We start from the raw sequence: 23,307 nt of genomic DNA, 5'->3' as shown, positions 1-23,307 counted from the left end.
CCAGACCAGACCCGGCCCGCCACGGGCGCGCCGGGGCGCTCCGTCCGTCACGACGCAGCGCTGGAAACGCCAGACAGGAAAAAGCCGCCATGAGCCAGTTTGCCCTCGCCAACGAGCCTGAAGACGTCGCGATGTTCCGCGAGACCGCCCGCCGCTTTTTCGAGCGCGAGTGCGTCCCGCATGTGGAGCGCTGGGAAGACCAGGGCATCGTCGATCGCGAGATCTGGAACAAGGCGGGCGAGTATGGCCTGCTCTGCGCCTCGATCCCGGAGGAGTACGGCGGAGCCGGCGGCAACTTCCTGCACGAGAAGGTGCTGGTTGAAGAGCAGGTGAAGGCCGGCGTCGGCGGCTGGGGCAACTCGGTGCACTCCGGCATCCTCGCCCATTATGTTTATGGTTACGGCAACGAGGAACAGCGCCATCGCTGGCTGCCGGGCATGGCCTCGGGCGAACTGGTCGGCGCTATCGCCATGACCGAGCCGGGCACGGGCTCCGACCTGCAGGGCGTCAAGACCACCGCCCGCCGCGAGGGCGACGAATACGTCATCAACGGCCAGAAAACCTTCATCACCAATGGCCAGACCGCCAACCTGATCTGTGTCGTCGCCAAGACTGATCCGACGCTGGGCGCCAAGGGCATCTCGCTGATCATGGTCGAGGTCGACAAGGTCCAGGGCTTCCGTCGCGGCCGCAACCTCGACAAGATCGGCCAGCACGCCGCCGATACCTCCGAGCTGTTCTTCGACGACGTGCGCGTGCCGGTTTCCAACCGCCTCGGCGAGCGCGAGGGCATGGGTTTCATCCATCTGATGCAGCAGCTGCCGCAGGAGCGCCTGATCATCGCCGTGCAGGCCGTGGCCGCCATGGAGCGCGCCTATGAGCTGACCGCCGAATATGTCAAGGACCGCAAGGCGTTCGGCAAGACCATCGCCGACTTCCAGAACACCCGTTTCAAGCTGGCGGAAGTGAAGACCCACGCCCGCGTCGCCCGCGCCTTCGTCGAGCACTGCACCGCGCTGGTGCTGGAGAAGAGGCTCGATGTGGAGACCGTGGCCATGGCCAAGTGGTGGACCACCGACACCCAGGGCAAGGTCATGGACGAGTGCCTGCAGCTGTTCGGCGGCTACGGCTACATGCGTGAATACCCGATCTCCCGCATGTGGACCGACGCCCGCGTGCAGCGCATCTACGGCGGCGCCAACGAGATCATGAAAGAGCTGATCGGCCGCAATATCTGACGGCCAGCTTTTCCGGCGCGGCGTCGATCGCCGCGCCGGCCCGGATCGCCGGCGGCTTGTCACAAGCCCTGGCGGCCCTTTGCGACAAGCGCCTCCGGCGCCAGCGACATCAGCCGCGGCGGAAGGGAGAAGCGCACAGGGAAGAAACAGTTCCACGGAGACCGGCGGCGCGCTGCCCGTTTCCGCGCGCCAGCGCATTTCCGAAAAGTCGAAGCTGCTTTTCGCAAGGAAAAATGCGCCGAAGCAAAGGCATGTCGCGGAAGCGAGACGTCACGATACGCGCCGGAAAAGGCGCGCTGGGGGAACTGATGAACCAATTCAAAAAGCGCCTGCTCGGCGCTATCGCCGTGCTGGCTTGCGCCGCGCCGCTGGCCGCTAAGGCCGAAATCTCTGATAACGCCGTCCGCATCGTCGTCATGAACGACCAGTCGTCGGCCTATTCCGACACCTCCGGCAAGGGCTCGGTGGTCGCCGCCCAGCTGGCCATTGATGATCACAACGGCAAGGCCGCCGGCAAGCCGGTGGAGCTGATCTCCGTCGATCACCAGCTCAAGGTTGACGTCGCCCTCGCCCACGCCCGCAAGCTCATCGACCAGGACAAGGTCGACGCTTTCGTCGACATGGCCAATTCAGGCGTGTCGCTGGCAATCCAGAAGCTCGCCCAGGACACCAACCGCATCGCCCTGCATGTCGGCTCGGCCCACGCCGATCTCTACGGCAAGGCCTGCTCGCCCAACGGCGCCCTGTGGCTGTATGACAGCTATTCCCTGGCCAAGGGTCTGGCCAAGGCGCTGCTGGACGACACCCACAAGAACTGGTTCCTGCTCACCGCCGACTACGCGTTCGGCCACGCCATGCAGGACGACATGACCCGCACGCTGAAGCAGGACGGCGGCAAGGTCGTCGGCGCCGTGCGCGCGCCGCTCGCCACCAACGATTATTCATCGTTCCTGATGCAGGCCATGGGCGCGGACGCCCAGGTGCTGGCCCTGCTCAACGCCGGGGCCGACACCACCAACTCCATCAAGCAGGCGGCCGAATTTGGCGTCACCCGCAAGGGCGTCAAGCTGGCCGTGCCGATCTTCACCATCATTAATGCCAAGGGCATCGGCTCCGAGCTGGCCCAGGGCGCCGTGTTCCTCGCCGGCTACTACTGGGACGCCGACGACGCCAGCCGCGCCTTCGCGAAGCGCTACGAAGCGAAAATGGGCCGCCCGCCGGCGCACACCCAGGCCGCGGTTTACAGCGCCGTCTCGCACTATCTGAAGGCCATCGACGCCGGCAATACGGATGAGGCGAAGGCCGTCATGGCGAAAATGCGCGAACTGCCGATCAACGACTTCATGACGAAGAACGGCAGGCTGCGCGAGGACGGCCGCGTCATCCGCGACATGCTGTTGCTGGAAGTGAAGGCGCCGTCCGAGGTCAGGTCCGAATGGGACCTGGCGAAGGTCGTGCGCAGCATCCCGGGCGACGAGATGATCCGGCCGGTGAACGAGGGCGGTTGCCCGCTCATCAGGTAAGCGCGACGGCATCAGGCGATCCGCCAATATGGCGGATCACTTCCCTGACGGCATGACGCCTTGCGCAATGTCTGCGTTCGTGCTTGTCAACGCCCAGACGGAAGGCGGCGGCCACCCGGTTGCCGCCGATCCATCACGCGCAGCCCGCGCCAACAAATCCCGTGACCTTCGGAACCGTGAGGGGGCCCAAGTGACGCATCCATCCATTCACGCCAGGACCAACCCGGACAAGCCGGCCTACATCATGGCCGCCACGGGCGAAACCGTGACCTATGGCCAGCTTGAGGCCCGCTCTAACCAGGTGGCCCAGCTTTTCCGCTCCCTCGGCCTGAAGCCGCAGGATCACATGGCGTTCGTGCTGGAGAACAGCGCCCGCTTCTATGAGGTGGCGTTCGGCGCCCAGCGCGCCGGCCTGTACTACACGGCCATCTCCACCCATCTTCAGCCGGAAGAGATCGCCTATATCGTCGGTGATTGCGGCGCCAAGGTCTTCATCACCTCCATCAGGTTCGCCGACCGCGCGGAAGAACTGCGCAAGCAGCTCAGCCCCGACACCGTGTGCCTGATGATCGGCGGCGTTATCCCTGGCTTCCAGTCCTTCGAGGACGCGGTGAAGGCCATGCCGGAGACGCCGGTCGCCGACGAGGTGACCGGCCCGGACATGCTCTATTCCTCCGGCACCACCGGCCGGCCGAAGGGCGTGAAGAAGCCGTTCGAGAATACGCCGATCACCCAGCTGAACCCGTTCCTGAACGCCCTCGTCGGCACGATGTGCGGCGCCAACAGCGAGACGGTCTACCTGTCGCCGGCGCCGCTCTATCACGCGGCTCCGATGCGCTTCAACATGATGATCATGTGCTATGGCGGCACCTCGATCATCATGGAGAAGTTCGACGCCGAGGAGTATCTGCGCCTTGTCGAGAAGTACAAGGTGACCTTCTCGCAGCTCGTGCCCACCATGTTCATCCGCATGCTGAAGCTGCCCGACGCCATCCGCACGAAGTACGACATCTCCTCGCTGAAGAGCGCCGTGCACGCCGCCGCGCCCTGCCCCGCCGACGTCAAGAAGGCGATGATCGCATGGTGGGGGCCGATCATCCTGGAGTACTACGCCGGCTCCGAGGGCAATGGCGTCACCATCATCAACTCGCAGGAAGCGCTGGAGCGCCCCGGCTCCGTCGGCCGCGCCCTGGTCGGCGAGATCAAGATTGTCGGTGAGGACGGCCAGCTGGAAGGCCCGGGCGACATCGGCCAGATCTATTTCGCTGGCGCGCCTGAGTTCAGCTATCACAACGATCCGGAGAAGACGAAAGGCGCCTACAACGAGCACGGCTGGTCCTCGCTCGGCGACGTCGGCTACCTGGACAAGGACGGTTATCTGTTCCTGACTGACCGCAAGTCCTACATGATCATTTCCGGCGGCGTGAACATCTATCCGCAGGAGACCGAGGACGCGCTGATCGGCCACCCGGCCGTCACCGACGCCGCCGTGTTCGGCGTGCCGAACGCGGAAATGGGCGAGGAAGTGAAGGCTGTCGTGCAGCCGGCCGACGGCTATGAGGCGGGGCCGGAACTGGCCGCCGAGCTGATGGCGTATTGCCGCACGAAGCTGTCGCCCATCAAATGCCCGAAGAGCATTGATTTCGACCCAGAACTGCCGCGCACCCCGACCGGCAAGCTGATGAAGCGCATCCTGCGCGACCGCTACTGGCCGAAAGAGGCCAAAGGCCCGGCCGCTGTCGCCTGAATTTTGTCTGGACAACACCGCCACACGGACGCCCGGAGACCACGTCTCCGGGCGCAACCGTATCAGTATGAATAACTGGTGAAGTTAATGCGCGGAGCGTACAGTTCGCGAGGCAGCAGCAGCTCTCTTATGTGCGGCGGCAACGCGGATGATTTTCCAGCAGCGGCCGAGAACTGATAATGCCCGCTCTCATTGGTCCAGCTAGTTAGCACGCCATCTGCAAAATACAGATGGCCGGCGAACATCACCCGCTGCTGGTGCGCCAGGCCCGCATGCCCCGCGACCTTCGGCGGCCCGCCCACGTGTTGGTGCGGGCCAGAATCGCCGCAAACAACTTCTCCCACAGCATCTTCAGGCAGTGCAAATATATAGAGGCCATCCGGCACGTGGCGTCGCCCCGAGGCCAACTCCTCCATCCGGTATGGACGCACTTCATCGTCAACGTCTTTTCTCAGAAAAAACATCGCGTTCGGCGCGGCATTGGCCTGAACCCTCTTGGCAGAAGCATTGACAATGCCCCTGAAGCTGTTCTGCGCGGCGTGTTTCTGCTCTATAGCCTTGTGCACATCGTAATACTTGTCACCCTTCTGCGGGACAAGCAGCCGGTCTGAGCTAGCCGGCGGACTGCGTTGAACGCGCATCCCACCACCGTGAAGGGCGCCACGAACTTCGGCGGCGTCATCAACCCTGTCAGACCGCACTGCGGCTGCCGCATCCCTGGGCCAACTCGCCTCGAAAATATCATAGAACCAATCCATAAATACGCCTTTTCAGATGAATACACAAAATACATTATAATTCATCACAATATATTATCATTTATAATGGTAAATAATACACCGCTATAAACTGACCTAAATATCGTCTTGCAAAACTTCATATAACACCAGCAACAGACCGTTCATCTCCTGTCGTCCCCGCCGTCACCGACGCCGCCGCGTTCGGCGCGCCGAACGCGGAAATGGGCGAGGAAGTGAAGGCTGTCGTGCAGGCGGGCGACGGCTATCAGGCGGGGCCGGAACTGGCCGCCGGGCTGATGGCGTATTGCCGCACGAAGCTGTCGCCCATCAGGCGCCCGAAGAGCATTGATTTCGGCCCCGAACTGCCGGGCGCCCCGACCGGCAAGCTGATGAGGCGCATCCTGCGCGACCGCTACTGGCCGAAAGAGGCCAAAGGCCCGGCCGCTGTCGCCTGATCCGGCGATGTGGCGCGATATGGAAACGCCCGGGGCAACCCGGGCGTTTTTTATTGTCCACCCCAAAAACGCGCCCTGCCACGCGCTCCGCGAATAGGCGTTATCGCCAGCATTCCCAGCCAAGTACTGGCGTGTACCGCCATTCAGATATATCGTCGGCGACCACAATGACTGGGCACGGCGGCGCGCTTCAACACGGCGCGGCGGTTGATGCGCGCCCAGCAAAGGTCTGCAGGAGAGACGCCATGGCCGGAAGCCAGTTGCCGCCGTTCCATAAACTGAATTTCATGCCGCGCGACATCGAGCTCGAGCGGCGCGCCGACGGCTCCATGGTCATGCGCCAGCGCATCCCGCTCAAGGCTTACGAGAAGCACATCCCGGCGTTTCTCGCCCAGTGGGCCGCCGAGACGCCGGACGCGGTGTGGCTGGCCCAGCGGCGCGGCCCCGATCGCGCCTGGGACACTGTGACCTACGGCGCGGCGAAACAGCGGGTCGACGCCCTGACCCAGGCGCTGCTCAACCTCGGCCTGGGCGAAGACCGCCCGGTGATGATCCTCAGCGGCAATTCGATCGAGCACGCGCTGATGACCCAGGCCGCGATGCAGGCGCGCCTGCCGGCGGCGCCCGTGTCGCCCGGCTATTCGCTGATGAGCCAGGACTTCACCAAGCTCAAGCATGTGTTCAACCTGCTGACGCCCGGCGTCATCATGGTGCAGGACGGCCCGGCTTTCGCCCATGCGCTGAAGGCGCTGGACCTCACCGGCGTCACCATCGTCCATGTGGAGCGCCCGGCGCCTGGCGTCGACAGCGTGGCCTACGCCGACTGGGAGAAGACGCCGGTGACCGGCGCCGTGGCGGAATCCATCGCCGCCATCAGGCCCCAGACCGTCGGCAAGCTACTGTTTACCTCCGGCTCCACCGGCATGCCGAAGGCCGTCATCAACACCCAGGAAATGATGGCCGCCAACGTCGCCATGGGCCAGCAGGCCTGCCCGCGCGACCCGGCCGAAACCCGGCGCACGGTGCTGGACTGGCTGCCCTGGAACCACACCATGGGCGGCAACTCGACGTTCCATTCGGTGCTGGCGGACGGCGGCTCGTTCTACATTGACGACGGCCGGCCGCTGCCCGGGCAGTTCGACGAAACCATCCGCAACCTGCGCGAGATCTCGCCCACCTACTACGGCAGCGTTCCGGCCGGCTTCGCCGCGCTGGTGTCGGCCATGGAGCGCGATCCCGAACTGTGCAAGGCGTTCTTCAAGAACCTGCGCCAGCTCGGCTACGGCGGCGCCACCCTGCCGGACGACCTCTACACCCGCATGCAGAACCTGGCGGTGAAATACACCGGCAAGCGCTACGTGTTCTCCACCGGCTGGGGCTGCACCGAGACGGCGCCGACCGCCACCTATACCTATTGGGAGACGGAGCGCGTCGGCCTGATCGGCCTGCCCTTCGCCGGCATGGAGCTGAAGATGGTTCCTGTCGGCGACAAATACGAACTGCGCCTGCGCGGCGTCACGGTCACCCCCGGTTACTACCGCCAGCCGGAGCTGACGGAAAAGGCTTTCGACGAGGAAGGTTTCTACAAGATCGGCGACGCCGGCGTGTTCGTCGACCAGAACCGCCCGGAGGAAGGCCTGGTCTTCGCCGGCCGCGTGGTCGAGGACTTCAAGCTGATGACCGGCACCTTCGTCCATGTTGGCTCGCTGCGCGTCGCCGCCGTGGCCGCCATGTCGCCCGCGGCGCAGGACGCGGTGGTCGCCGGCCAGGATCAGGACTACATCGCCCTGCTGGTGTTCCCGAACGTCATGGCCTGCCGGCAGATCGCCGGGCTGCCGGACGCCGGCGCCGAAGAGCTGATCCGTCATCCGGCGGTGATCGCCACGGTGCGCGACGGCCTCAAGGCCTACAATGCGGACAATCCTGGCTCCAGCACCCGCGTCGCCCGCGCCCTGCTGATGTCCGAGCCACCCTCTGTCGACGGCAACGAGATCACCGACAAGGGTTACATCAACCAGCGCGCCACGCTGGAGCGTCGCAACGATCTGGTGCAGCGCCTGTTCGCCAGGCAGCCGGATGCGGACGTAATCGTGCTCGACGCCCGCACCCTGCCGGAAGGCGCGCAGGTGGCGGCCGAGTAAACCGCCGGAAGCCGAACGGACCCTGAACGGACAAAGGGCGCTCCAGCGAGCGCCCTTTTTCATGTCCGCGAATCCTGTCCCGTCAGGGAACGACGCCCATCAATGCCCGGTAAACCGCGCCGGCCGCTTCTCCAGAAACGCCTGCACGCCCTCGGCGAAGTCGCTGGCGCGGCCGGCGGCGCGCTGGAACTGCCGCTCCAGGTCGAGTTGCTCCTCGAAGCTGTTCTCGTTCGATTCCGCATAGAGCCGGCGGATCAGCCCCAGCGCCACGGTCGGGCCGTTGGCCAGTTCGCGCGCCAGCTTCATCGCCTCGTTCAGCGCCTCGCCGTCATCAACGACGCGGTTGATCAGGCCCCATTCCAGCGCCTTTTCGGCCGGCAGGCGCTCGCCCAGCAGCGAAAGCTCCAGCGAGCGGGCGCGCCCGATGAGGCGCGGCAGCAGCCAGGTGGAGCCGCAGTCCGGCGCCAGGCCAATGCGGCGGAACGCCTGCATGAAATAGGCCGAACGGACGGCGACGATCAGATCGCCCATCAGCGCGAACGCCATGCCGCCGCCCGCCGCCGGCCCGTTGACCGCCGTGATCAGCGGACAGTGCAGGGCGCGCAGCCGGCGCAGGATGGGATGGTAGGACGTGTCCAGCACCGCGCCTGCCTCCGGCGCGTCCCCGGAGGCGCGCGCGCGCAGATTGGCGCCGGCGCAGAAAGCGCGGCCCTCGCCGGTGAGCACCACGCAGCGCACGCCATTGGCCGGATCATCGATGATGTCGAGCGCCTCGCCGAATTCGGCGAGTGATTCCGGCGACATGGCGTTGAGCACCTCGGGCCGGTTATACGCCAGCACGGCGACAGGACCCTCCAGGGTCAGCTTCATGTATTTGAAGTCCATGTATCCTCCCAGGGAGCGGACCGGTTCATGTGGACCGGATTGCCGCCTTGTCTTTTATTTTGCCGCGTTTTCCACGCAGCCGTTGCGCGCCATCCGGGGATGGTTCCGCCGGACAAACGTCAGGCGCCAGACAGCCCGGCCTGTTTCCGCATGCGTCAGTCAAACAAAAAGCCCCGGCTTTCGCCAGGGCTTTCAGATCATTCAGGCGCCGCAACATTGCATGGCTGCGGACGCGCATGCCGTCAGCGGCCTTTGAACTGGGCCGGGCGCTTTTCGAGGAACGCCTGCACGCCTTCCGCGAAGTCCTGGGCGCGGCCAGCGGTGCGCTGGGACTGGCGCTCCAGATCCAGTTGCTCCTCGAAGCTGTTGTCGGTCGATTCGATGTACAGCTTGCGGATCAGGCCGAGGGCCACGGTCGGGCCATTGGCCAGCTCGGTCGCCAGCTTCAGGGCCTCGTTCAGCGCCTCGCCGTCATCGACGACGCGGTTGATCAGGCCCCATTCCAGCGCCTTCTCGGCCGGCAGGCGGTCGCCGAGCAGCGACAGTTCCAGCGAGCGGGCGCGGCCAATCAGGCGCGGCAGCAGCCAGGTGGAGCCGCAGTCCGGCACCAGGCCAATGCGGCGGAACGCCTGCATGAAGTAGGCCGAGCGGGCGGCGACGATCAGATCGCCCATCACCGCGAAGCTCATGCCGGCGCCGGCGGCCGGACCGTTGACGGCGGTGATGATCGGGAAAGGCAGATTGCGCAGGCGGCGCAGGATCGGGTGATAGACGGTTTCCAGCGCCGCGCCGGCGTCGATCTTGCCGCCTTCGCGCTTGCCCATGTCGCCCTGCAGGTTGGCGCCGGCGCAGAAGGCGCGGCCCTCGCCGGTGAGCACCAGGCAACGCACGCCGCTGGCCGGGTCTTCAATGGTGTCCAGCGCTTTGGCGAAATCCGCCAGCAGCTGCGGCGACAGGGCGTTCAGCACTTCCTGATGGTTGAACGCCAGGATGGCGACCGGGCCATCAATGGTGAGCTTCATGCGTTCGAGCGTCATGTTTCCTCCCCTGCGACGCGGCCGCAGGGGACCGCGCCTTCCATAATGGCGGGCGCCCCGGCTGGAGCGCCCCGCCTGATATCCGCGCCCCCAGGGACGCAAAATCCGCGCAGGGCGAAATCCGTTCTCACTGAACCGGCTTTTGCCCTGTCGTCCGGGCGCCAGTTTCCGGCGCCGGCCGGCGGGCGCCCTGCCGGAATATCCTCAGCGCGGCGCCATGCGGATGGCGGCGTCGAGGCGGATGGTCTCGCCGTTCAGCATCGGATTTTCAACGATCTGCACCGCCAGGCTGGCGTACTCGGACGGATTGCCGAGGCGCGACGGGAACGGCGACTGCTGGCCAAGGCTCTTCTGCGCTTCCTCCGGCAGACCAAGCAGCATCGGCGTCAGGAACAGGCCTGGCGCGATGGTGCAGACGCGCACGCCGTACTGGGCGAGATCACGGGCGACCGGCAGGGTCATGCCAGCCACGCCGGCCTTCGACGCCGCGTAGGCCGCCTGGCCGATCTGGCCGTCGAACGCCGCGACCGAAGCGGTGTTGACAATGACGCCGCGCTCCTCGCCAACCGGATCAGCCTCCACCAGGCCTTCCGCCACAAGGCGGATCACGTTGAAGGTGCCAACCAGGTTGATGTTGATCACCTTCTGGAACTGCTCAAGCGGGTGCGGCCCCTTCTTGCCGACCACGCGGGCCGCCGGAGCCACGCCAGCGCAGTTGACGGCGATGCGAACGACGCCGTGGGCCTGCGCGGCCGCCGCGAGCGCGGCGCGGACATCAGCTTCGCTGGTCACGTCGGCGCGCACGGCGATGCCGCCAATGTCGGCGGCGACGGCGCGGGCCCTGTCGTCCTGCAGGTCGATGATGGCGACCTTCGCGCCCTTCGCCGCCAACGCGCGCGCCGTCGCCTCGCCGAGGCCCGAACCACCGCCGGTGACGATTGCGGAAACGCCGTTGATATCCATGCCAGTCTACTCCGTCGCGCGATTGGCGCACGCGCCTTTCGCGTTATTCCATTCCACTGGCCTGTAGCCGATGTGAGGTGGAAGACCAAGAGGCGAAACGATATTGGTCAACGCCGCCGGCGCCCTGATTCTGGGGCGGGCGCCCCGCCATCCGGCGTCCTGAAGCGGCGACCGCAGCCCGAAGCTCATCCGGCAATCTGTTGATTTTTGTCTGGAATTTTTGCATCTGGCGGCGGCGTCCCCCGGGATTCAGGGGTGGTTGCAAATGTCAAATCCGCTCCACTAGCCCATCAACCTATCGTTTGTTAGACTGGCGCAGCGGTACCGTCGCGCCCCCCGCGACCGGACGCTGCTGGCCAGGGCGTTTTCAGGCGCGCCGGAGCAACGGCTCCGCCGGGAAATCGCGTCAGGACAGAAAGACAGCGCGAAGCCCCGCCTGTTCTGGCGCCGGGTTTCGCCCTGACGCGCCTTTCCCGGGCGCGGCGTGGCGCGTAGTGGAGGTTGTATGGCCAGATCGACGGGACGTATGCGCAAGGACAGCGAGCGTGGTTCGGACGCCGGCGCGGCGGAGCGCCGCAAGCAGATTCTGACGGAAGCCGGCAAACTGTTCGCCGCCCGTGGTTTCGAGGGCGCCTCCATGCGGGAGATCGCCGCCGCGACCGGTCTGCTCTCAGGCTCGCTGTACTACCATTTCGCCTCGAAGGAAGAGCTGTTCGTCGCCGTCTACGACGCCAATATCCGCATGGTGTCCGAGGCGGTGCGGAAGGCGATCGAGGGCGTCGAGGGCGCGTGGGCGCGGCTGGAGGCCGCCGCCATCGCCCACTGCGAAACCCTGCTGACCGGCGACCGGACGGCGGTGCTGGATGTAAAATTCCCGCCGAGCCTGCTTGGCGTGCGCCCGCGCCTGATCCAGTCGCGCGATGAGCACGACCGGCTGTTCGACAGCCTGATCGAGCCGCTGGACCTGCCGGAAGACGTCAACCGCAACCTGTTCCGCCTGCACGTGCTTGGCGCGCTCAACAGCGCGGTCATCTGGTATCGCCCGTCATCGCATCTGTCGCCGGCCGACGTCGCCCGCCAGGTCATCGGCGTGCTGCGTTATGTGCGCAAGGGCAACACGCCGGCGACCTGACGGCGTCATTTCGGGGCCGCGTCGCCCCGAACCTGCTCTACCCAGCCCGGGAAATCGCGCAGGACGCTGGCCCGCAGCCGTGGCCCGGCGGCCTCGCTGGCCGGCGGATTGCGGGTGCGCTCATGGATGGCGAAGGCCAGCGTGCGGCCGTCCTTCCGGGCCCAGCCCACGAACCAGCCGTGATCCTGGCGGCCATCGGCGACCTTCATGACCGCCGATGAACCGGTCTTGCCATGCAGGGTCCAGCCGCCCTCCGCGGCGAACTCAGGAATGATCGCGCGCGTTTTCCCGATGGCCTGCGCCGAAGCCGGCAAATCGTCGCGCAGCAGCCGGCGGACAAACGCCGCCTGCTCCTCCGGTGAAATTTTCAGCGACGACGACAGCCAGGCGTTGGTCAGGCCATTGTTCTTCCCCGGATCGCCAGAGACATCCTGGTTGCCGTAATTGAGCCGGGCGACCCAGGCGCCGAAAGCGCCGGCGCCGTCCCGCGCCGCCAGCCGCTTCACCAGTTCGCGCGAGAACCAGACCACCGAATCGCGCTCCCAGATCACCGGGTCCACGTCCTTCTGGTCGCGTTTCGGCGCCCTGAACGATGCGTCGTAGCGCCATAGCGGATCATGGGGACCACTCAGCAGCCCCGTCTCAAAACCGATCAGCGCCAGCGGAACCTTGAAGGTCGATTCCGGCGCATGGCGGGCGCCGCAATCACCGTCGCGATGCACGCGCGCGCCGCTGGCCACATCGACCACCAGCACGCAACGATCGACGACCCGCGGCGCCGGCGCCTTGCCGGCCGGTTGCGCCGAGGCAGGGCCAGCCGCCAGCAGAACCGCCGTCAAAAAACCGGCGGCGACTGAACCGCCAGCGCGTGAACCGGCGTCCACGCCGTCAGACCATACTGTGCTCATCGGATGCTCCAGGGATGCCCGCAAAGGGTTTAGCGTCGCAACCATCCCATCCTGTCGCTCCCCTGGCGATCCGCCCGTGCGCCGGCGCACGCGGCCCGCTCTGCCTGAACAGCTCAGGCCTGCTCGTCAGCAAGCATCTTGCGCAAGGTGGCCTTGTTGATCTTCTCCAGCGTCGATCGCGGCAGCTCGGCGACGATCCGCACCTCGTGCGGAACCTTGAAACCGGCCAGCTGCGCCTTGCACGCGGCCATCACCTGGTCGGCCAGATCCGGCGCCGGCTGCTGGCCGGCCAGCGGCAGGATGAAGGCTACCGGCGCCTCATCCAGCATCGGATGCTTTTTCGCCACCACCGCGACTTCGGAGATGCCCGGAACCAGCAGCGCCACCCGCTCGATCTCCGAAGCGGCGACGTTCTCGCCGCCCACCTTCAGCATGTCCTTGCTGCGATCGGCGAAAACGAAAAAGCCGTCCTCCATCAGCGACACCCGGTCGCCAGTGATGAACCAGCCGTCGTCGGTGAACGAATCGCGCGTCGCCTGCGCGTTGCCATCATAGGCGGCGAACAGCGACAGGCCGGGAATGCCCCTGATCTGGAAGTCGCCGGTTTCCCCCGCGCCGAGTTCGGCCCCCTGGTCGTCGACGATGCGCACCGCGTATTCCGGCGCGCAACGCCCCATCGACATCGGCCGGCTGTAGCTGTGCAGTTCGCCCACCGTGCCATGGGTAATGGTCTCGGTCATGCCCCACCAGCCCAGCGAGCGCACGCCGAAGTGGGCGTCCCACGGCGCGTCGCACACGCCCACGCCCCAGGCCCGGTAGCTGTGCGGCGGCACGTCATGCGCCATCAGCGCCTTGATGCAGAACGGGATCATCGACGCCCAGGTGCAGCCATGCTTCAGCGACACCGGCCAGAACCGCGAGGCCGAGAATCGCGGCTGCACCACGCAGGTCGCCCCGGCCCACAGGCTCGCCAGCAGCGTGTAGGCCTGGGCGTTGGTGTGGAACAGCGGCATGGTCATCAGATGCGTGTCGCTGGAGCGCAGCTCCTCGTGCACCGCGTTGACCTTGGCGCCCCACAGGGCGTTGGCGTGGGTCCACAACACCGCCTTGGGTCGCGAGGTGGTGCCGGAGGTGAACTGGAGCGAGAACGGCGCCATCGGATCGTGCGCCCGGGCGAGCAGCGCCGCCGGCTCGCCGTCGATGGCGCTGAAGGCGTCGGCCGGCGCGGGGCGATTGGCCCCGGCGTCGGCGCCATTGTCGGTCTCGGTCACCGCCAGCCAGCGCAGGCCCTTGCACGCCCCCGCGACCAGATCGGCGAATTTCGGCTGGGTGATGCCGGCGACGGCGCCGCTGTGATCGGCGAAATAGGTCAGCTCGTCGGCGCTGGAGCGGGCGTTGGTGGTCACCGCCACCGCGCCGGCATAGGCGCAGCCCAGCCAGGCCACGATTGATTCCGGGCAGTTGTCGAGATGCACCAGCACCCGGTCGCCGGGCCGCACGCCCCGCGCCTGCAAACCGGCGGCGAAACGGGCCAGCCGGTTGGCGAACTGGGCGTAGGACCAGGCAAGCCCCGGCCCCTCGAACGGTTCCCAGATGATGAACGGTTTGTCGGCGCTCGCCCGTGCGCGGTAGTCTACCAGGGTGCGGATGTCCTGGCCCGCGAACGGGTGCCCCAGGCCGGGTCGCAAGGTCGCCATCATGTCCTCCCGCAGCGCGCCTCTTCCAGGCGGGCTGGCCAATGCATAATTTGCCGGACATTACGCCGGACAGGCCCGTAATTGGCAATGGCGGCGCGCTGCGCGCGTCGTGAACGAACCCATCGCCCGGCGGACCACAGCGAGGTAAACGAAATGAAAACAGTTGCAGTCGTCGTTGGCAGCGTCCGGGAAGGTTCGCTCAACCAGCAGCTTGGCCGCGCCCTGGCGAAGCTGGCGGCGGGGAAGCTGGCGTTCCGCTTCCTGAAGATCGACGATCTTCCCATGTACAATGACGACCTGTGGAAAAATCCGCCGGAAGCGGTCACCCGCTTCAAGCGGGAGCTGGAGGCCGCCGACGCCGCCCTGCTGCTGACGCCGGAATACAACCGCTCCACCTCGCCCCTGCTGAAAAACGCCATCGACTGGGGCTCCCGCCCCTATGGCAAGAGCAGCTGGATGCACAAGCCGACCGCCATCGCCGGCGCCAGCCCCGGCGCCATCGGCACGGCGGCGGGCCAGGCCCATGTGCGCACGGCCGCCAGCGCCGCCGGCGCCCTGCTGATGTCGCAGCCCGAACTGTACTTCAGCGCCAGACCCGGCCTGATCGACGCCGACGACGCCATCACCGATGAGGGAACGCGCAAGTTCCTGCAAGGCTATGTCGACGCGCTCGCCGCCCACATCGACCGTCTGGTCCGGTGAGCGCCGGCCCGCGGACGCCCGCCGCCACGGGCGCGGCGCCCGCGGGCGCCGCCTGTCCATCCATGGCGCCCTCCGGCGGAGACGACCGCCAGCCGGTGCGGCTCGGCGTCGACCTCGGCGGCACCAAGATCGAGGCAATCGCCCTTGCCGCCGACGGCCGGCAGCTGGCGCGCCGGCGCGTCGCCACCCCGCGCCACGATTATGAGGCCGGCGTCGCGGCCATCGCCGCGCTGGTGGCGCAGGTGGAGGCCGAAGCCGGCTCGCCGCCCCTGACGACGCCGGTGGGCTTCGGCATTCCCGGCTCCCCCTCCCCGGCCACCGGCCTCATCCGCAACGCCAACTCCACCTGGCTGAACGGCCGGCCGCTGCAACGCGACCTGGAGGCGGCGCTTGGCCGCCCGGCGGTCATCGCCAACGACGCCAATTGCCTCGCCGCCTCCGAGGCGACCGATGGCGCCGGGGCCGGCGCGCCGGTGGTGTGGGCGCTGATCCTCGGCACCGGCGTCGGTTCCGGCCTTGCCATTGCCGGTCGCCCCCTGACCGGGCGCAACGCCATCGCCGGCGAGTGGGGCCATATGCCGTTGCCGGCCATGACCGACGCGGAAGCCGCCGGCCGGGCGTGCTATTGCGGGCGGACCGGCTGCGTTGAAACCTTTCTCAGCGGCCCGGCCTTCACCCGCGATCACATGGCGTCGCTCCGGCGAAACGGCCGGCCGACGCTGGAGGCGATGAGCGCGCAGCAGGTCATCGCCGCCATGCGCGCCGGCGACCGCCTCGCCCAGGCGTCCTACCGGCGCTATCTGGACTGGCTGGCGCGCGGCGTCGGCGCCGTCGTCAACGTGCTTGATCCGGACGTCATCGTGCTGGGCGGCGGCATGTCCAATGTCGATGAACTGTACGCCGACCTGCCGGCGGCCATCGCGCCGCACGTGTTCTCCGACGTATTTGACACGCCGGTTCGCAGGGCCGCCCATGGCGACAGTTCCGGCGTGCGCGGCGCCGCCTGGCTCCCCGCCGCAAGCCTGGGCGCGGCTGGCCGCTGACGCAACGGCGCTTGACAATTGCCCCGCGCTCCTGACCATCAGCGACCAATTCAATCGAATGCTTGTTAGGCTACGCGGCGAATGAGGCTGCGGACGGCAGAACCAGAGGAACGATGACCATGCAGGGGCGTATCGCGATCAACATTACTGGCGGCGTCGCCGACGTGAAGCTTGTGCGCGCCGACAAGATGAACGCGCTCGATCACGCCATGTTCGACGCGCTGGTCGAGGCGATCGAAACCCTTGGCAGGAACCCCGCCGTGCGCGTTGTCGTGCTGTCTGGCGAAGGCCGGGCCTTCTGCGCCGGCCTCGACATGGGCAACTTCGGCAAGATGGCCGGCAAGGGCGCGGATAGCGGCCAGGACGATGGGAAAGCCGCCGTGCCGCGCAAGCTGGAGCCGCGCACCCACGGCGCCGCCAACCGCCCGCAATATGCGGTGTGGGGCTGGCGTGAACTGCCCGTGCCGGTGATCGCCGCCGTGCATGGCGTCGCCTTCGGCGGCGGCTTCCAGCTCGCCCTCGGCGCGGACATGCGCTACGTCACGCCGGATACGCGCATGTCGGTGATGGAGATCAAGTGGGGCCTGGTGCCGGACATGGCCGGCACCCAGATCATGCGCCACCTCGCCCGCGAGGACGTGGTGCGCGAGTTGACCTACACCGGCCGCATCTTCAACGGCGAGGAAGCCCTGAATTACGGCTTCGCCACCCGCGTCTGCGCCGATCCTTACGCCGAGGCCATGGAAACCGCCCGTCTCATCGCCGACAGGAGCCCGGACGCCATCCGCGCCAGCAAGCGCATCCTCAACCGCGCCGCCATCGTTTCACCGATGGAAGGTCTGATTGACGAGTCGATCGAGCAGGGCGTGCTGATCGGCAGCCCCAACCAGGTCGAGGCCATCATGTCCAACCTGGAAAAGCGCCCGGCCAAATACGCCGATCCGAAGATCTGACGGCGCCCCGCCAAAGGCGGCGATCACCGCCTGGCGTGGCTGGCGCCGCGCCGGGCGTTCCCCTGTCAGGACGCGTCCCCACGCCCTGACAGACCTGGTTCGCCAGACCGGCCGCATGAAGCCGGCTGAGGAGAGAAACGCCCATGATCGATCTGCACTACTGGCCGACCCCGAACGGCTGGAAAATCACCATCATGCTGGAGGAAGCCGGTATTCCGTACCGGGTGGTCCCCGTGAACATCGGCGCGGGCGAGCAGTTCAAACCGGAATTCCAGGCGATCAGCCCCAACGGCCGCATGCCGGCCATCGTCGACACGGCCCCGGCCGACGGCGGCGAGCCGGTGTCGATCTTCGAATCCGGCGCCATCCTCGAATATCTGGCGGAGAAATCCGGCAAGTTCCTGCCGACGGACGTGCGCGGGCGCTATCGCGTGCTGCAATGGCTGATGTGGCAGATGGGCGGCCTCGGGCCGATGCTCGGCCAGCATGGCCATTTCAAGCTCTACGCCCCGGAGCAGGTGCCCTATGGCGTCAGGCGTTACGGCGATGAAGCCCGGCGACTCTATGGCGTGCTCGACCGCCAGCTCGGCCAGACCGGCGCCTGCGTCGCCGGCGACTACTCCATCGCCGACATGGCGATTTTCCCGTGGATCATGACCCACAAGGCCCAGGAAATCTCCCTGGACGCCTACCCGCATATCGCGCGGTGGTACGCCGAACTGCGCCAGCGGCCGAAGCTGCAGGCCGGCCTCGACGTGGGCAAGGACTGGCGCAAGCCCATGACCGATGAGGCGAAGAAGGTGCTGTTCGGCCAGACCGCCGCCGGCGCCGCGCCAGCCGGTAACTGACATTTCCGCATCCAGGGCTTCCCGATGACCACAATTGAATGCTTCTTCGACTGCTCCAGCCCATGGACCTACCTGGGCTTCGATTCGCTCATCAAGCTGGCTGACGAACTGGGTGAAACCATCACCTGGAAGCCGATCATGGTGGGCGGCATTTTCAACACCATCAATCCCACGGTTTACGCCTCGCGCCAGCAGCCGGTGCCGCAGAAGGCCAACTACATGCGCAAGGACCTGCAGGACTGGGCCCGCCATTGCGGCATTGAGATCAACTGGCCCAAGGTGTTCCCGGTGAACAGCGTCAAGGCCATGCGCGGCTGCGTCTGGCTGCTGCCCCAGGGCAAGATGGTTCCGTTCGCCCGCGCCGTGTTCGAGAGCTACTGGCGCGATGAGAACGACATCTCCCAGGACGGGCATCTCGCGCCGATTCTCGATCGCCTCGGCATCGATCGCGACGCCTTCTTCGCCGCCATCGGCCAGCAGGAGATCAAGGACGCCCTGCGCGCCAATACCGACGAGGTGATGGCGCGCGGCGGCTTTGGCTCGCCAACCATCTTCGTCAATGGCGGCGACATGTATTTCGGCAACGACCGCATGCCGCTGATCCGCGACGCCATCCTGCGCGCCCGCGCCGCCTGACCGCGCGGAGCGATCCCGCCGCGCCAAAGCCCGTCGCGCCAAAGCCCATCGCGCCAGGCGCCGTCGCGCCGTCGCGCCCGGCAACAAAACAGACATCAGACATTGAGGAAACGCCCATGCCCCGCGCCGTCATCTGTCATGCCCTCGAAAGTCTCGACGGGCTTTCATTGCAGGAGACGCCGCGCGCGCCGGTCGGCCCCGGGCAGGTCCGCGTCGAGATCCACGCCGCCGGCATCAATTTTCCCGATCTGCTGATGACCACCGGCGGCTACCAGTTCAAGCCCGAAACGCCTTACGTTCCGGGCATGGAGGCGGCGGGCGTGGTGAGCGAGACCGGGCCGGGCGTCACACGCTTCAAGGTCGGCGACCGGGTGATGATGGGCGGCAAGACCGGCGCTTTCGCTGAAGAGGCCGTGACGGCGGAAACGCAGCTGGAGCCGCTGCCGGACGCCCTGTCGTTCGCCGAGGGCGCCTGCTTCCGCGTCGCCTACCTCACCGCCTGGTACGCGCTCAATGAGCGCGCCCATCTCAAGGCCGGCGAGGTGCTGCTGGTGCACGGCGCCGGCGGCGGCGTTGGCCTCGCCGCCGTGCAGATTGGCAAGATGATGGGGGCGACGGTGATCGGCTGCGCCTCATCGCCGGAGAAACTCGACGTCATCCGCGCCAACGGCGCCGACCACGCCATTCTCTACGGCGCCGGCCCGTTCAAGGACGAGGTCAAGCGCCTCACCGGCGGCAAGGGGGCCGACGTGGTGTTCGACCCGATCGGCGGCGAGATTTTCGAGCAGAGCCTGCGCTGCATGAACTGGGGCTGCCGCCTGCTCATCATCGGCTTCACCGGCGGGGTCGGCAAGGCGGCGACCAATCTGGTGCTGATCAAGGGCGCCAGCGTGCTCGGCGTGCGCGCCGGTGAGTCGGCGAAGCACGATCCGGCCAGCGGCCAGCGTTCGAAAGCCGCCCTTGCCGAACTGGCCGCCAGCGGCCGGCTGAAGCCGCACATCTCCCATATCGTGCCGCTGGAGCGCTGGCGCGAGGCATTCGAACTGATCCGCGACCGCAAGGCCATCGGCCGGGTGGTGATCCAGACCCGGTGAGCCGGTGAGCCGGTGGAGCATGGCGGGGTTCCCGGCGGAACGGGAGCGCCCCGCTGGCCCTTCTCAATGCGCCAGCAGCAGCGCCCGGTCGGTCTGGGTGATGACGTCGCGCGTCGTGCCGCCCATGAACCACTCCAGCCAGCGCGACTGGCCATAGCCGCCCATGACCATCAGATTGGAGCCCAGGCGCTCGCTCTCATCCAGCAGCGCCTCGGTGGCGACGCCGGCGTCCAGCTTCACCGGATGGATCGCCACCTGCCCGGGCCCCTGGGCCGTCTGGCGACGCAGATGGGCCGCCAGATCCTCGGCCGACCGGTCCGTCGCCTCGTCTTCCCTGGTGAAGGCGTAAACGATGTCGGTCTGGCGGGCGTTGGCGATCAGCGGCATCGCCTCGGCGACGGCGCGGGTCGCCTGGCGGCAGTCGCGCCAGCCAATCAGGATGCGGTCGAACTTCTCCGGCGCGTGCGCCCCGGGCGGGGCCAGCAGCACGCCGCGGCCACTCTCGGTCAGCACCGCCTCGACCAGATCGCCCCAGTCCTGCTCGGCGTCGCCGCGATAGGGGCAGGTGGCGATGAACAGGTCGGCCCAGCGCGCCTGGCGCGCCGCCAGCCGGGCAAGCCCGGCAGGGCGGGCTTCGAGGCGCCGCACTTCATAGGGCACGCCATAGCTGGCCAGCCGTTCGTTGAGCGCCTTTTCGATATTGTCGCCCTCGCGCCGCACCTGATCCTCGATGTCGGCCACGACGGAAACCGCCGCCGCGCCGGCCTCGATCGGCATCACCGTGGCGAACTCGGGCAGCGCGTTGGTGAACAGCCCGATCAGGCGCGTCACGCTGGGGGCTCCCAGGCTGGCGATGACCGTGCGCGCATGCGCGAGCCGGACCTCATCCTCCGCCGAACCATCAAGGTGCACCATCAGATCCATCATCGCCCATCTCCCTGAGAACCGCGCGTCATGCGTCATCGGCTCCGCCGGCCGCCAGCGCCGGAAGTTCTTCGTTGTTTCCGGCACAGGACAGCACGCCGCGCGGCGCGCGTGAAGCGCCTCTCTCAAAACATTTACGCCTTCCCGCAGAACCATGCTATGGGCCCTTGCCGTAACCTTCTGGCCGCAACATCCGATGAGCATCATGTCCACTGACGGGGTCACTGACGGGGTCGCTGACGGCGACGAGCCGAAGCTCAATCTTCAGTCTTACCTGCCCTACCGCATGGCCGTGCTGTCGGAGGTCGTTGCCCAGGGACTGGCCAGACAACACCTCAACCGGTTCCACATCGCCATCCCCGAATGGCGGGTGCTGGCGACGCTGGGCGCCTTCTCGCCGCTCACCGCCAAGGCCATTGGCCAGCACAGCCGCATGCACAAGACCAAGGTGTCGCGCGCCGTGACGGCGCTGGAGGCCCGCAGCCTCCTGCGCAGCGAGGTCAGCCCGCACGACCGGCGCGAGATCAACCTGTGGTTGAGTGAGGAGGGCCAGGAGCTTTACCGGCAGATCGTTCCCCTCGCCCACGCCTACCAGGCCGAAATCGTCGCCGGCATCGACCCCCAGGACCTGGAGACGATGACGCGGACCATGGAGATCATCTTCCAGCGCGCCGACGCCTGACCCCTTGCGCTGGCGCCGGACAGGCCGCGACGCACGGATGACCACGGCAAGGCCGGCGCTGTCACCCAAGATGAATTATAATCGCAATGTTATTTCATTGCATATATAGCAAAGCGCATCGGCCAGGACCTGCGGCGCGAGCCCAGGTTCCGCCTGCCTGGAGCAAACCCGTTCATTCCGAAGCGGGGCCTTACCCATCCTTTTGGCTTGACGGGTTTTCCCCGACGGTATGACGTCCCGGAGAACGCCAGCCCACGCCTTTGCCGCAGGCGCCGCCGTTTCGCCGACAGCCGTTTTGAGGGAGCCAACCCATGTCCGCCAGTTCCGGCCGCGCCGTCTGGATGAACCGCAGAGCCGTGCTGGCGGCGATGCTGGCGCTTGCCAGCGGCGCGCCCGCCGTCACCGGCGCATCCGCCGCCAGCGACGGCGACAGGCTTCCGGTTGTCGCCAGCTTCTCCATCCTCGCCGATCTGGTCCGCCAGGTCGGCGGCGGGCGGGTGGAGGTCACCGCGCTGGTCGGTCCGGGCGGCGACGCGCATGTCTTCTCTCCGGCGCCGGCCGACGCGAAGCGCATCGCCGCCGCCCGGCTGATCGTCACCAACGGCCTCGCCCTCGAAGGCTGGCTGCCGCGCCTCATCAGCGCCTCGGGCGCGAAAGCTCCGGTCATCGTCGCCAGCAAGGGCGTCAACGCCGCCCACCTTGACGAAAACGCTCCTGGCCACGTCCATGACGCCGCGCCAGACCACAGCCATGGACACGGCCATGGCGGCCTCGATCCGCACGCCTGGCAGGATGTGACCAATGTCAAAACCTATGTGCGCAATATCCGCGATGGCCTGATCGCCGTCGATCCCGCCGGCCGCGAGGTCTATGAAAGCAACGCCGCCGCTTATCTCGCCCGGCTGGATGAGCTGGACGCGGACATCCGCCGCCGCATGGCGACGATCCCGGCCGACCGCCGGCGCATTATCACCACCCATGACGCCTTCGGCTATTTCGGCCGCGCCTATGGCCTTGGGCTGATCGCGCCGCAGGGCCTCTCCACCGACACCGAAGCCTCCGCCGCTGACGTCGCCCGGGTGGTGCGCCAGATCCGCGCCGAAAAAGCCCCGGCGGTGTTTCTGGAAAACATCGCCGATCCCCGCCTGATGGCGCGCATCGCCCGCGAAACCGGCGTCAGGGTCGGCGGCCAGCTTTACACCGACTCCCTGTCGCCCGCCGATGGCCCCGCCCCCAGCTACATCGCCATGATGCGCAGCAATGTCGCGACCCTGGAGAAAGCGCTGGCGCCCTGAGCGAGCAACAGAGCTGTCAAGGCAGGGCCTCATCGACAATGGCGGAAATGCCTTTCCGGGCTGCCCGGTCGGCGGCGCGGCCAGCTTTTGGCGCACTGCCAGGCAAGGGCCAGACAGCGTCCCGAAGCTTCTCATCACCCTCCAGAATCCCGGCGACATGAGGCGCGTCAGCCGGCGCCATGTAGAGCCTGACGATATCCTGACCCCGGACCGGCGCCTGGGTGAAACGAACTTCGCCAGCGGAAAAGACCACCTCCGGCGGCTGTTTTAAACCAACCCATATCGTCGGCGCGTCGCGCGTATCGAAATCGAAGCGCAGCGCCTGCGCCAGCCCGGAAGCGGCGTAGTCGTCGCAACTGACGACGAGTGGCAGTCTGGTCTTCAGGTTTCCAGACGCTGTCAGACTGTCGGGAGGCCGGACCGGCGGCCCGAGAAACTGGTAAACGCGCTCGCTGTCGGCCGGGTCGAGAAAGCCCCATCTGCGCAGGCCTTCGAGCATGGGCGCATCGATGGCCATGAGGTACGCGCTGCCATCTTCCCGGAACCCCGCTTCATCTGCCCGGAGTGTCCGCCATTCGTGCCGACGCGACGCCGATCCGGACGTCGCCTCCCCTGTGTAGCCCCTCATTGGCGCCTCCCTCGACGCCAGTGTTGGCGACGACGC

21 protein-coding genes and 1 pseudogene are annotated in these 23,307 nt (G+C 67.0%); 14 read left to right on the top strand and 8 right to left on the bottom strand.

The window, feature by feature from the left end; translation table 11 throughout:
* The first annotated feature begins 89 nt into the window (after positions 1 to 89).
* From EV666_RS01140 to EV666_RS01130, 3 genes are all read left to right on the top strand, one after another.
* Entirely contained in the window at positions 90 to 1,238 is a 1,149-nt protein-coding gene (locus EV666_RS01140) for an acyl-CoA dehydrogenase family protein (RefSeq protein ID WP_132001758.1), read from the top strand.
* A gap of 308 nt (positions 1,239 to 1,546) precedes the next feature.
* Positions 1,547 to 2,761 (top strand): ABC transporter substrate-binding protein, encoded by a 1,215-nt coding sequence (locus EV666_RS01135; protein WP_165909856.1) that lies wholly within the window; start codon positions 1,547 to 1,549, stop codon positions 2,759 to 2,761.
* 190 nt (positions 2,762 to 2,951) lie between these two features.
* Positions 2,952 to 4,508, top strand: coding sequence for an acyl-CoA synthetase (locus EV666_RS01130; protein WP_165909855.1), 1,557 nt, complete (start codon positions 2,952 to 2,954; stop codon positions 4,506 to 4,508).
* Positions 4,509 to 4,570: 62 nt separating this feature from the next.
* On the opposite strand, the gene EV666_RS01125 is transcribed toward EV666_RS01130, so the two are convergent.
* The gene (locus EV666_RS01125; protein WP_132001749.1) at positions 4,571 to 5,266 is read right to left on the bottom strand and encodes a hypothetical protein; all 696 of its coding nucleotides are present in this window, start codon (positions 5,264 to 5,266) and stop codon (positions 4,571 to 4,573) included.
* A 158-nt stretch (positions 5,267 to 5,424) separates the two neighbouring features.
* On the opposite strand from EV666_RS01125, the pseudogene EV666_RS01120 reads away from it, so the two are divergent.
* Together EV666_RS01120 and EV666_RS01115 are read left to right on the top strand one after the other, a co-directional pair.
* Positions 5,425 to 5,703 (top strand): annotated as a pseudogene (locus EV666_RS01120) (AMP-binding enzyme); the annotation flags it as partial.
* 245 nt (positions 5,704 to 5,948) lie between these two features.
* Entirely contained in the window at positions 5,949 to 7,844 is a 1,896-nt protein-coding gene (locus EV666_RS01115) for an AMP-binding protein (protein WP_132001743.1), read from the top strand.
* A 99-nt stretch (positions 7,845 to 7,943) separates the two neighbouring features.
* On the opposite strand, the gene EV666_RS01110 is transcribed toward EV666_RS01115, so the two are convergent.
* The 3 genes from EV666_RS01110 to EV666_RS01100 all read right to left on the bottom strand — a co-directional run bounded on the left by EV666_RS01110 (position 7,944) and on the right by EV666_RS01100 (position 10,729).
* Positions 7,944 to 8,729 carry an enoyl-CoA hydratase/isomerase gene (locus EV666_RS01110; protein ID WP_132001740.1) on the bottom strand — a complete coding sequence of 262 codons (786 nt, stop codon included), beginning with the start codon at positions 8,727 to 8,729 and terminating at the stop codon, positions 7,944 to 7,946.
* A gap of 242 nt (positions 8,730 to 8,971) precedes the next feature.
* Positions 8,972 to 9,766: an enoyl-CoA hydratase/isomerase gene (locus tag EV666_RS01105; RefSeq protein ID WP_132001737.1), complete on the bottom strand. Its 795-nt coding sequence runs from the start codon at positions 9,764 to 9,766 to the stop codon at positions 8,972 to 8,974.
* A gap of 204 nt (positions 9,767 to 9,970) precedes the next feature.
* A complete protein-coding gene (locus EV666_RS01100) occupies positions 9,971 to 10,729 on the bottom strand; it encodes an SDR family NAD(P)-dependent oxidoreductase (protein WP_132001734.1) in 759 nt (252 codons plus the stop codon).
* A gap of 505 nt (positions 10,730 to 11,234) precedes the next feature.
* Between EV666_RS01100 and EV666_RS01095 the strand changes: the two genes are divergently transcribed.
* On the top strand, positions 11,235 to 11,861 hold the full coding sequence (locus tag EV666_RS01095) for a TetR/AcrR family transcriptional regulator (RefSeq protein ID WP_132001731.1): 627 nt from the start codon (positions 11,235 to 11,237) through the stop codon (positions 11,859 to 11,861).
* 5 nt (positions 11,862 to 11,866) lie between these two features.
* On the opposite strand, the gene EV666_RS01090 is transcribed toward EV666_RS01095, so the two are convergent.
* Both EV666_RS01090 and EV666_RS01085 read right to left on the bottom strand, forming a co-directional pair.
* On the bottom strand, positions 11,867 to 12,769 hold the full coding sequence (locus EV666_RS01090) for a class D beta-lactamase (protein WP_132001728.1): 903 nt from the start codon (positions 12,767 to 12,769) through the stop codon (positions 11,867 to 11,869).
* A 113-nt stretch (positions 12,770 to 12,882) separates the two neighbouring features.
* Positions 12,883 to 14,466, bottom strand: a complete 1,584-nt coding sequence (locus EV666_RS01085) for an AMP-binding protein (protein ID WP_132001725.1) — start codon at positions 14,464 to 14,466, stop codon at positions 12,883 to 12,885.
* Positions 14,467 to 14,619: 153 nt separating this feature from the next.
* On the opposite strand from EV666_RS01085, the gene EV666_RS01080 reads away from it, so the two are divergent.
* The 6 genes from EV666_RS01080 to EV666_RS01055 all read left to right on the top strand — a co-directional run bounded on the left by EV666_RS01080 (position 14,620) and on the right by EV666_RS01055 (position 19,742).
* On the top strand, positions 14,620 to 15,168 hold the full coding sequence (locus EV666_RS01080) for an NADPH-dependent FMN reductase (protein WP_132001722.1): 549 nt from the start codon (positions 14,620 to 14,622) through the stop codon (positions 15,166 to 15,168).
* Between the two features lie 62 nt (positions 15,169 to 15,230).
* Positions 15,231 to 16,211: an ROK family protein gene (locus EV666_RS01075; protein WP_132001719.1), complete on the top strand. Its 981-nt coding sequence runs from the start codon at positions 15,231 to 15,233 to the stop codon at positions 16,209 to 16,211.
* 119 nt (positions 16,212 to 16,330) lie between these two features.
* Positions 16,331 to 17,164, top strand: a complete 834-nt coding sequence (locus tag EV666_RS01070) for a crotonase/enoyl-CoA hydratase family protein (RefSeq protein ID WP_132001716.1) — start codon at positions 16,331 to 16,333, stop codon at positions 17,162 to 17,164.
* A 143-nt stretch (positions 17,165 to 17,307) separates the two neighbouring features.
* Positions 17,308 to 18,012, top strand: coding sequence for a glutathione S-transferase N-terminal domain-containing protein (locus EV666_RS01065; protein WP_132001713.1), 705 nt, complete (start codon positions 17,308 to 17,310; stop codon positions 18,010 to 18,012).
* A 24-nt stretch (positions 18,013 to 18,036) separates the two neighbouring features.
* Entirely contained in the window at positions 18,037 to 18,648 is a 612-nt protein-coding gene (locus EV666_RS01060; protein ID WP_132001710.1) for a 2-hydroxychromene-2-carboxylate isomerase, read from the top strand.
* A 116-nt stretch (positions 18,649 to 18,764) separates the two neighbouring features.
* On the top strand, positions 18,765 to 19,742 hold the full coding sequence (locus tag EV666_RS01055) for an NADPH:quinone oxidoreductase family protein (RefSeq protein ID WP_132001707.1): 978 nt from the start codon (positions 18,765 to 18,767) through the stop codon (positions 19,740 to 19,742).
* Positions 19,743 to 19,805: 63 nt separating this feature from the next.
* Here EV666_RS01055 and EV666_RS01050 read toward each other — a convergent pair whose 3' ends face one another.
* Positions 19,806 to 20,669: a universal stress protein gene (locus tag EV666_RS01050; protein ID WP_165909854.1), complete on the bottom strand. Its 864-nt coding sequence runs from the start codon at positions 20,667 to 20,669 to the stop codon at positions 19,806 to 19,808.
* Positions 20,670 to 20,871: 202 nt separating this feature from the next.
* On the opposite strand from EV666_RS01050, the gene EV666_RS01045 reads away from it, so the two are divergent.
* Both EV666_RS01045 and EV666_RS01040 read left to right on the top strand, forming a co-directional pair.
* Complete coding sequence (locus EV666_RS01045) at positions 20,872 to 21,348, top strand: MarR family winged helix-turn-helix transcriptional regulator (protein WP_165909853.1); 477 nt, start codon at positions 20,872 to 20,874, stop codon at positions 21,346 to 21,348.
* A gap of 311 nt (positions 21,349 to 21,659) precedes the next feature.
* Complete coding sequence (locus EV666_RS01040) at positions 21,660 to 22,643, top strand: metal ABC transporter substrate-binding protein (protein ID WP_376886108.1); 984 nt, start codon at positions 21,660 to 21,662, stop codon at positions 22,641 to 22,643.
* Positions 22,644 to 22,659: 16 nt separating this feature from the next.
* On the opposite strand, the gene EV666_RS01035 is transcribed toward EV666_RS01040, so the two are convergent.
* Complete coding sequence (locus EV666_RS01035) at positions 22,660 to 23,271, bottom strand: hypothetical protein (protein ID WP_132001698.1); 612 nt, start codon at positions 23,269 to 23,271, stop codon at positions 22,660 to 22,662.
* Positions 23,272 to 23,307: the final 36 nt, after the last annotated feature.

The organism is Camelimonas lactis, assembly GCF_004342915.1.
Classification (GTDB): Bacteria; Pseudomonadota; Alphaproteobacteria; order Rhizobiales; family Beijerinckiaceae; genus Camelimonas; species Camelimonas lactis.
Note: the sequence above shows the minus strand (reverse complement) of the source record. Positions and strands in the feature narration are given on the sequence as shown.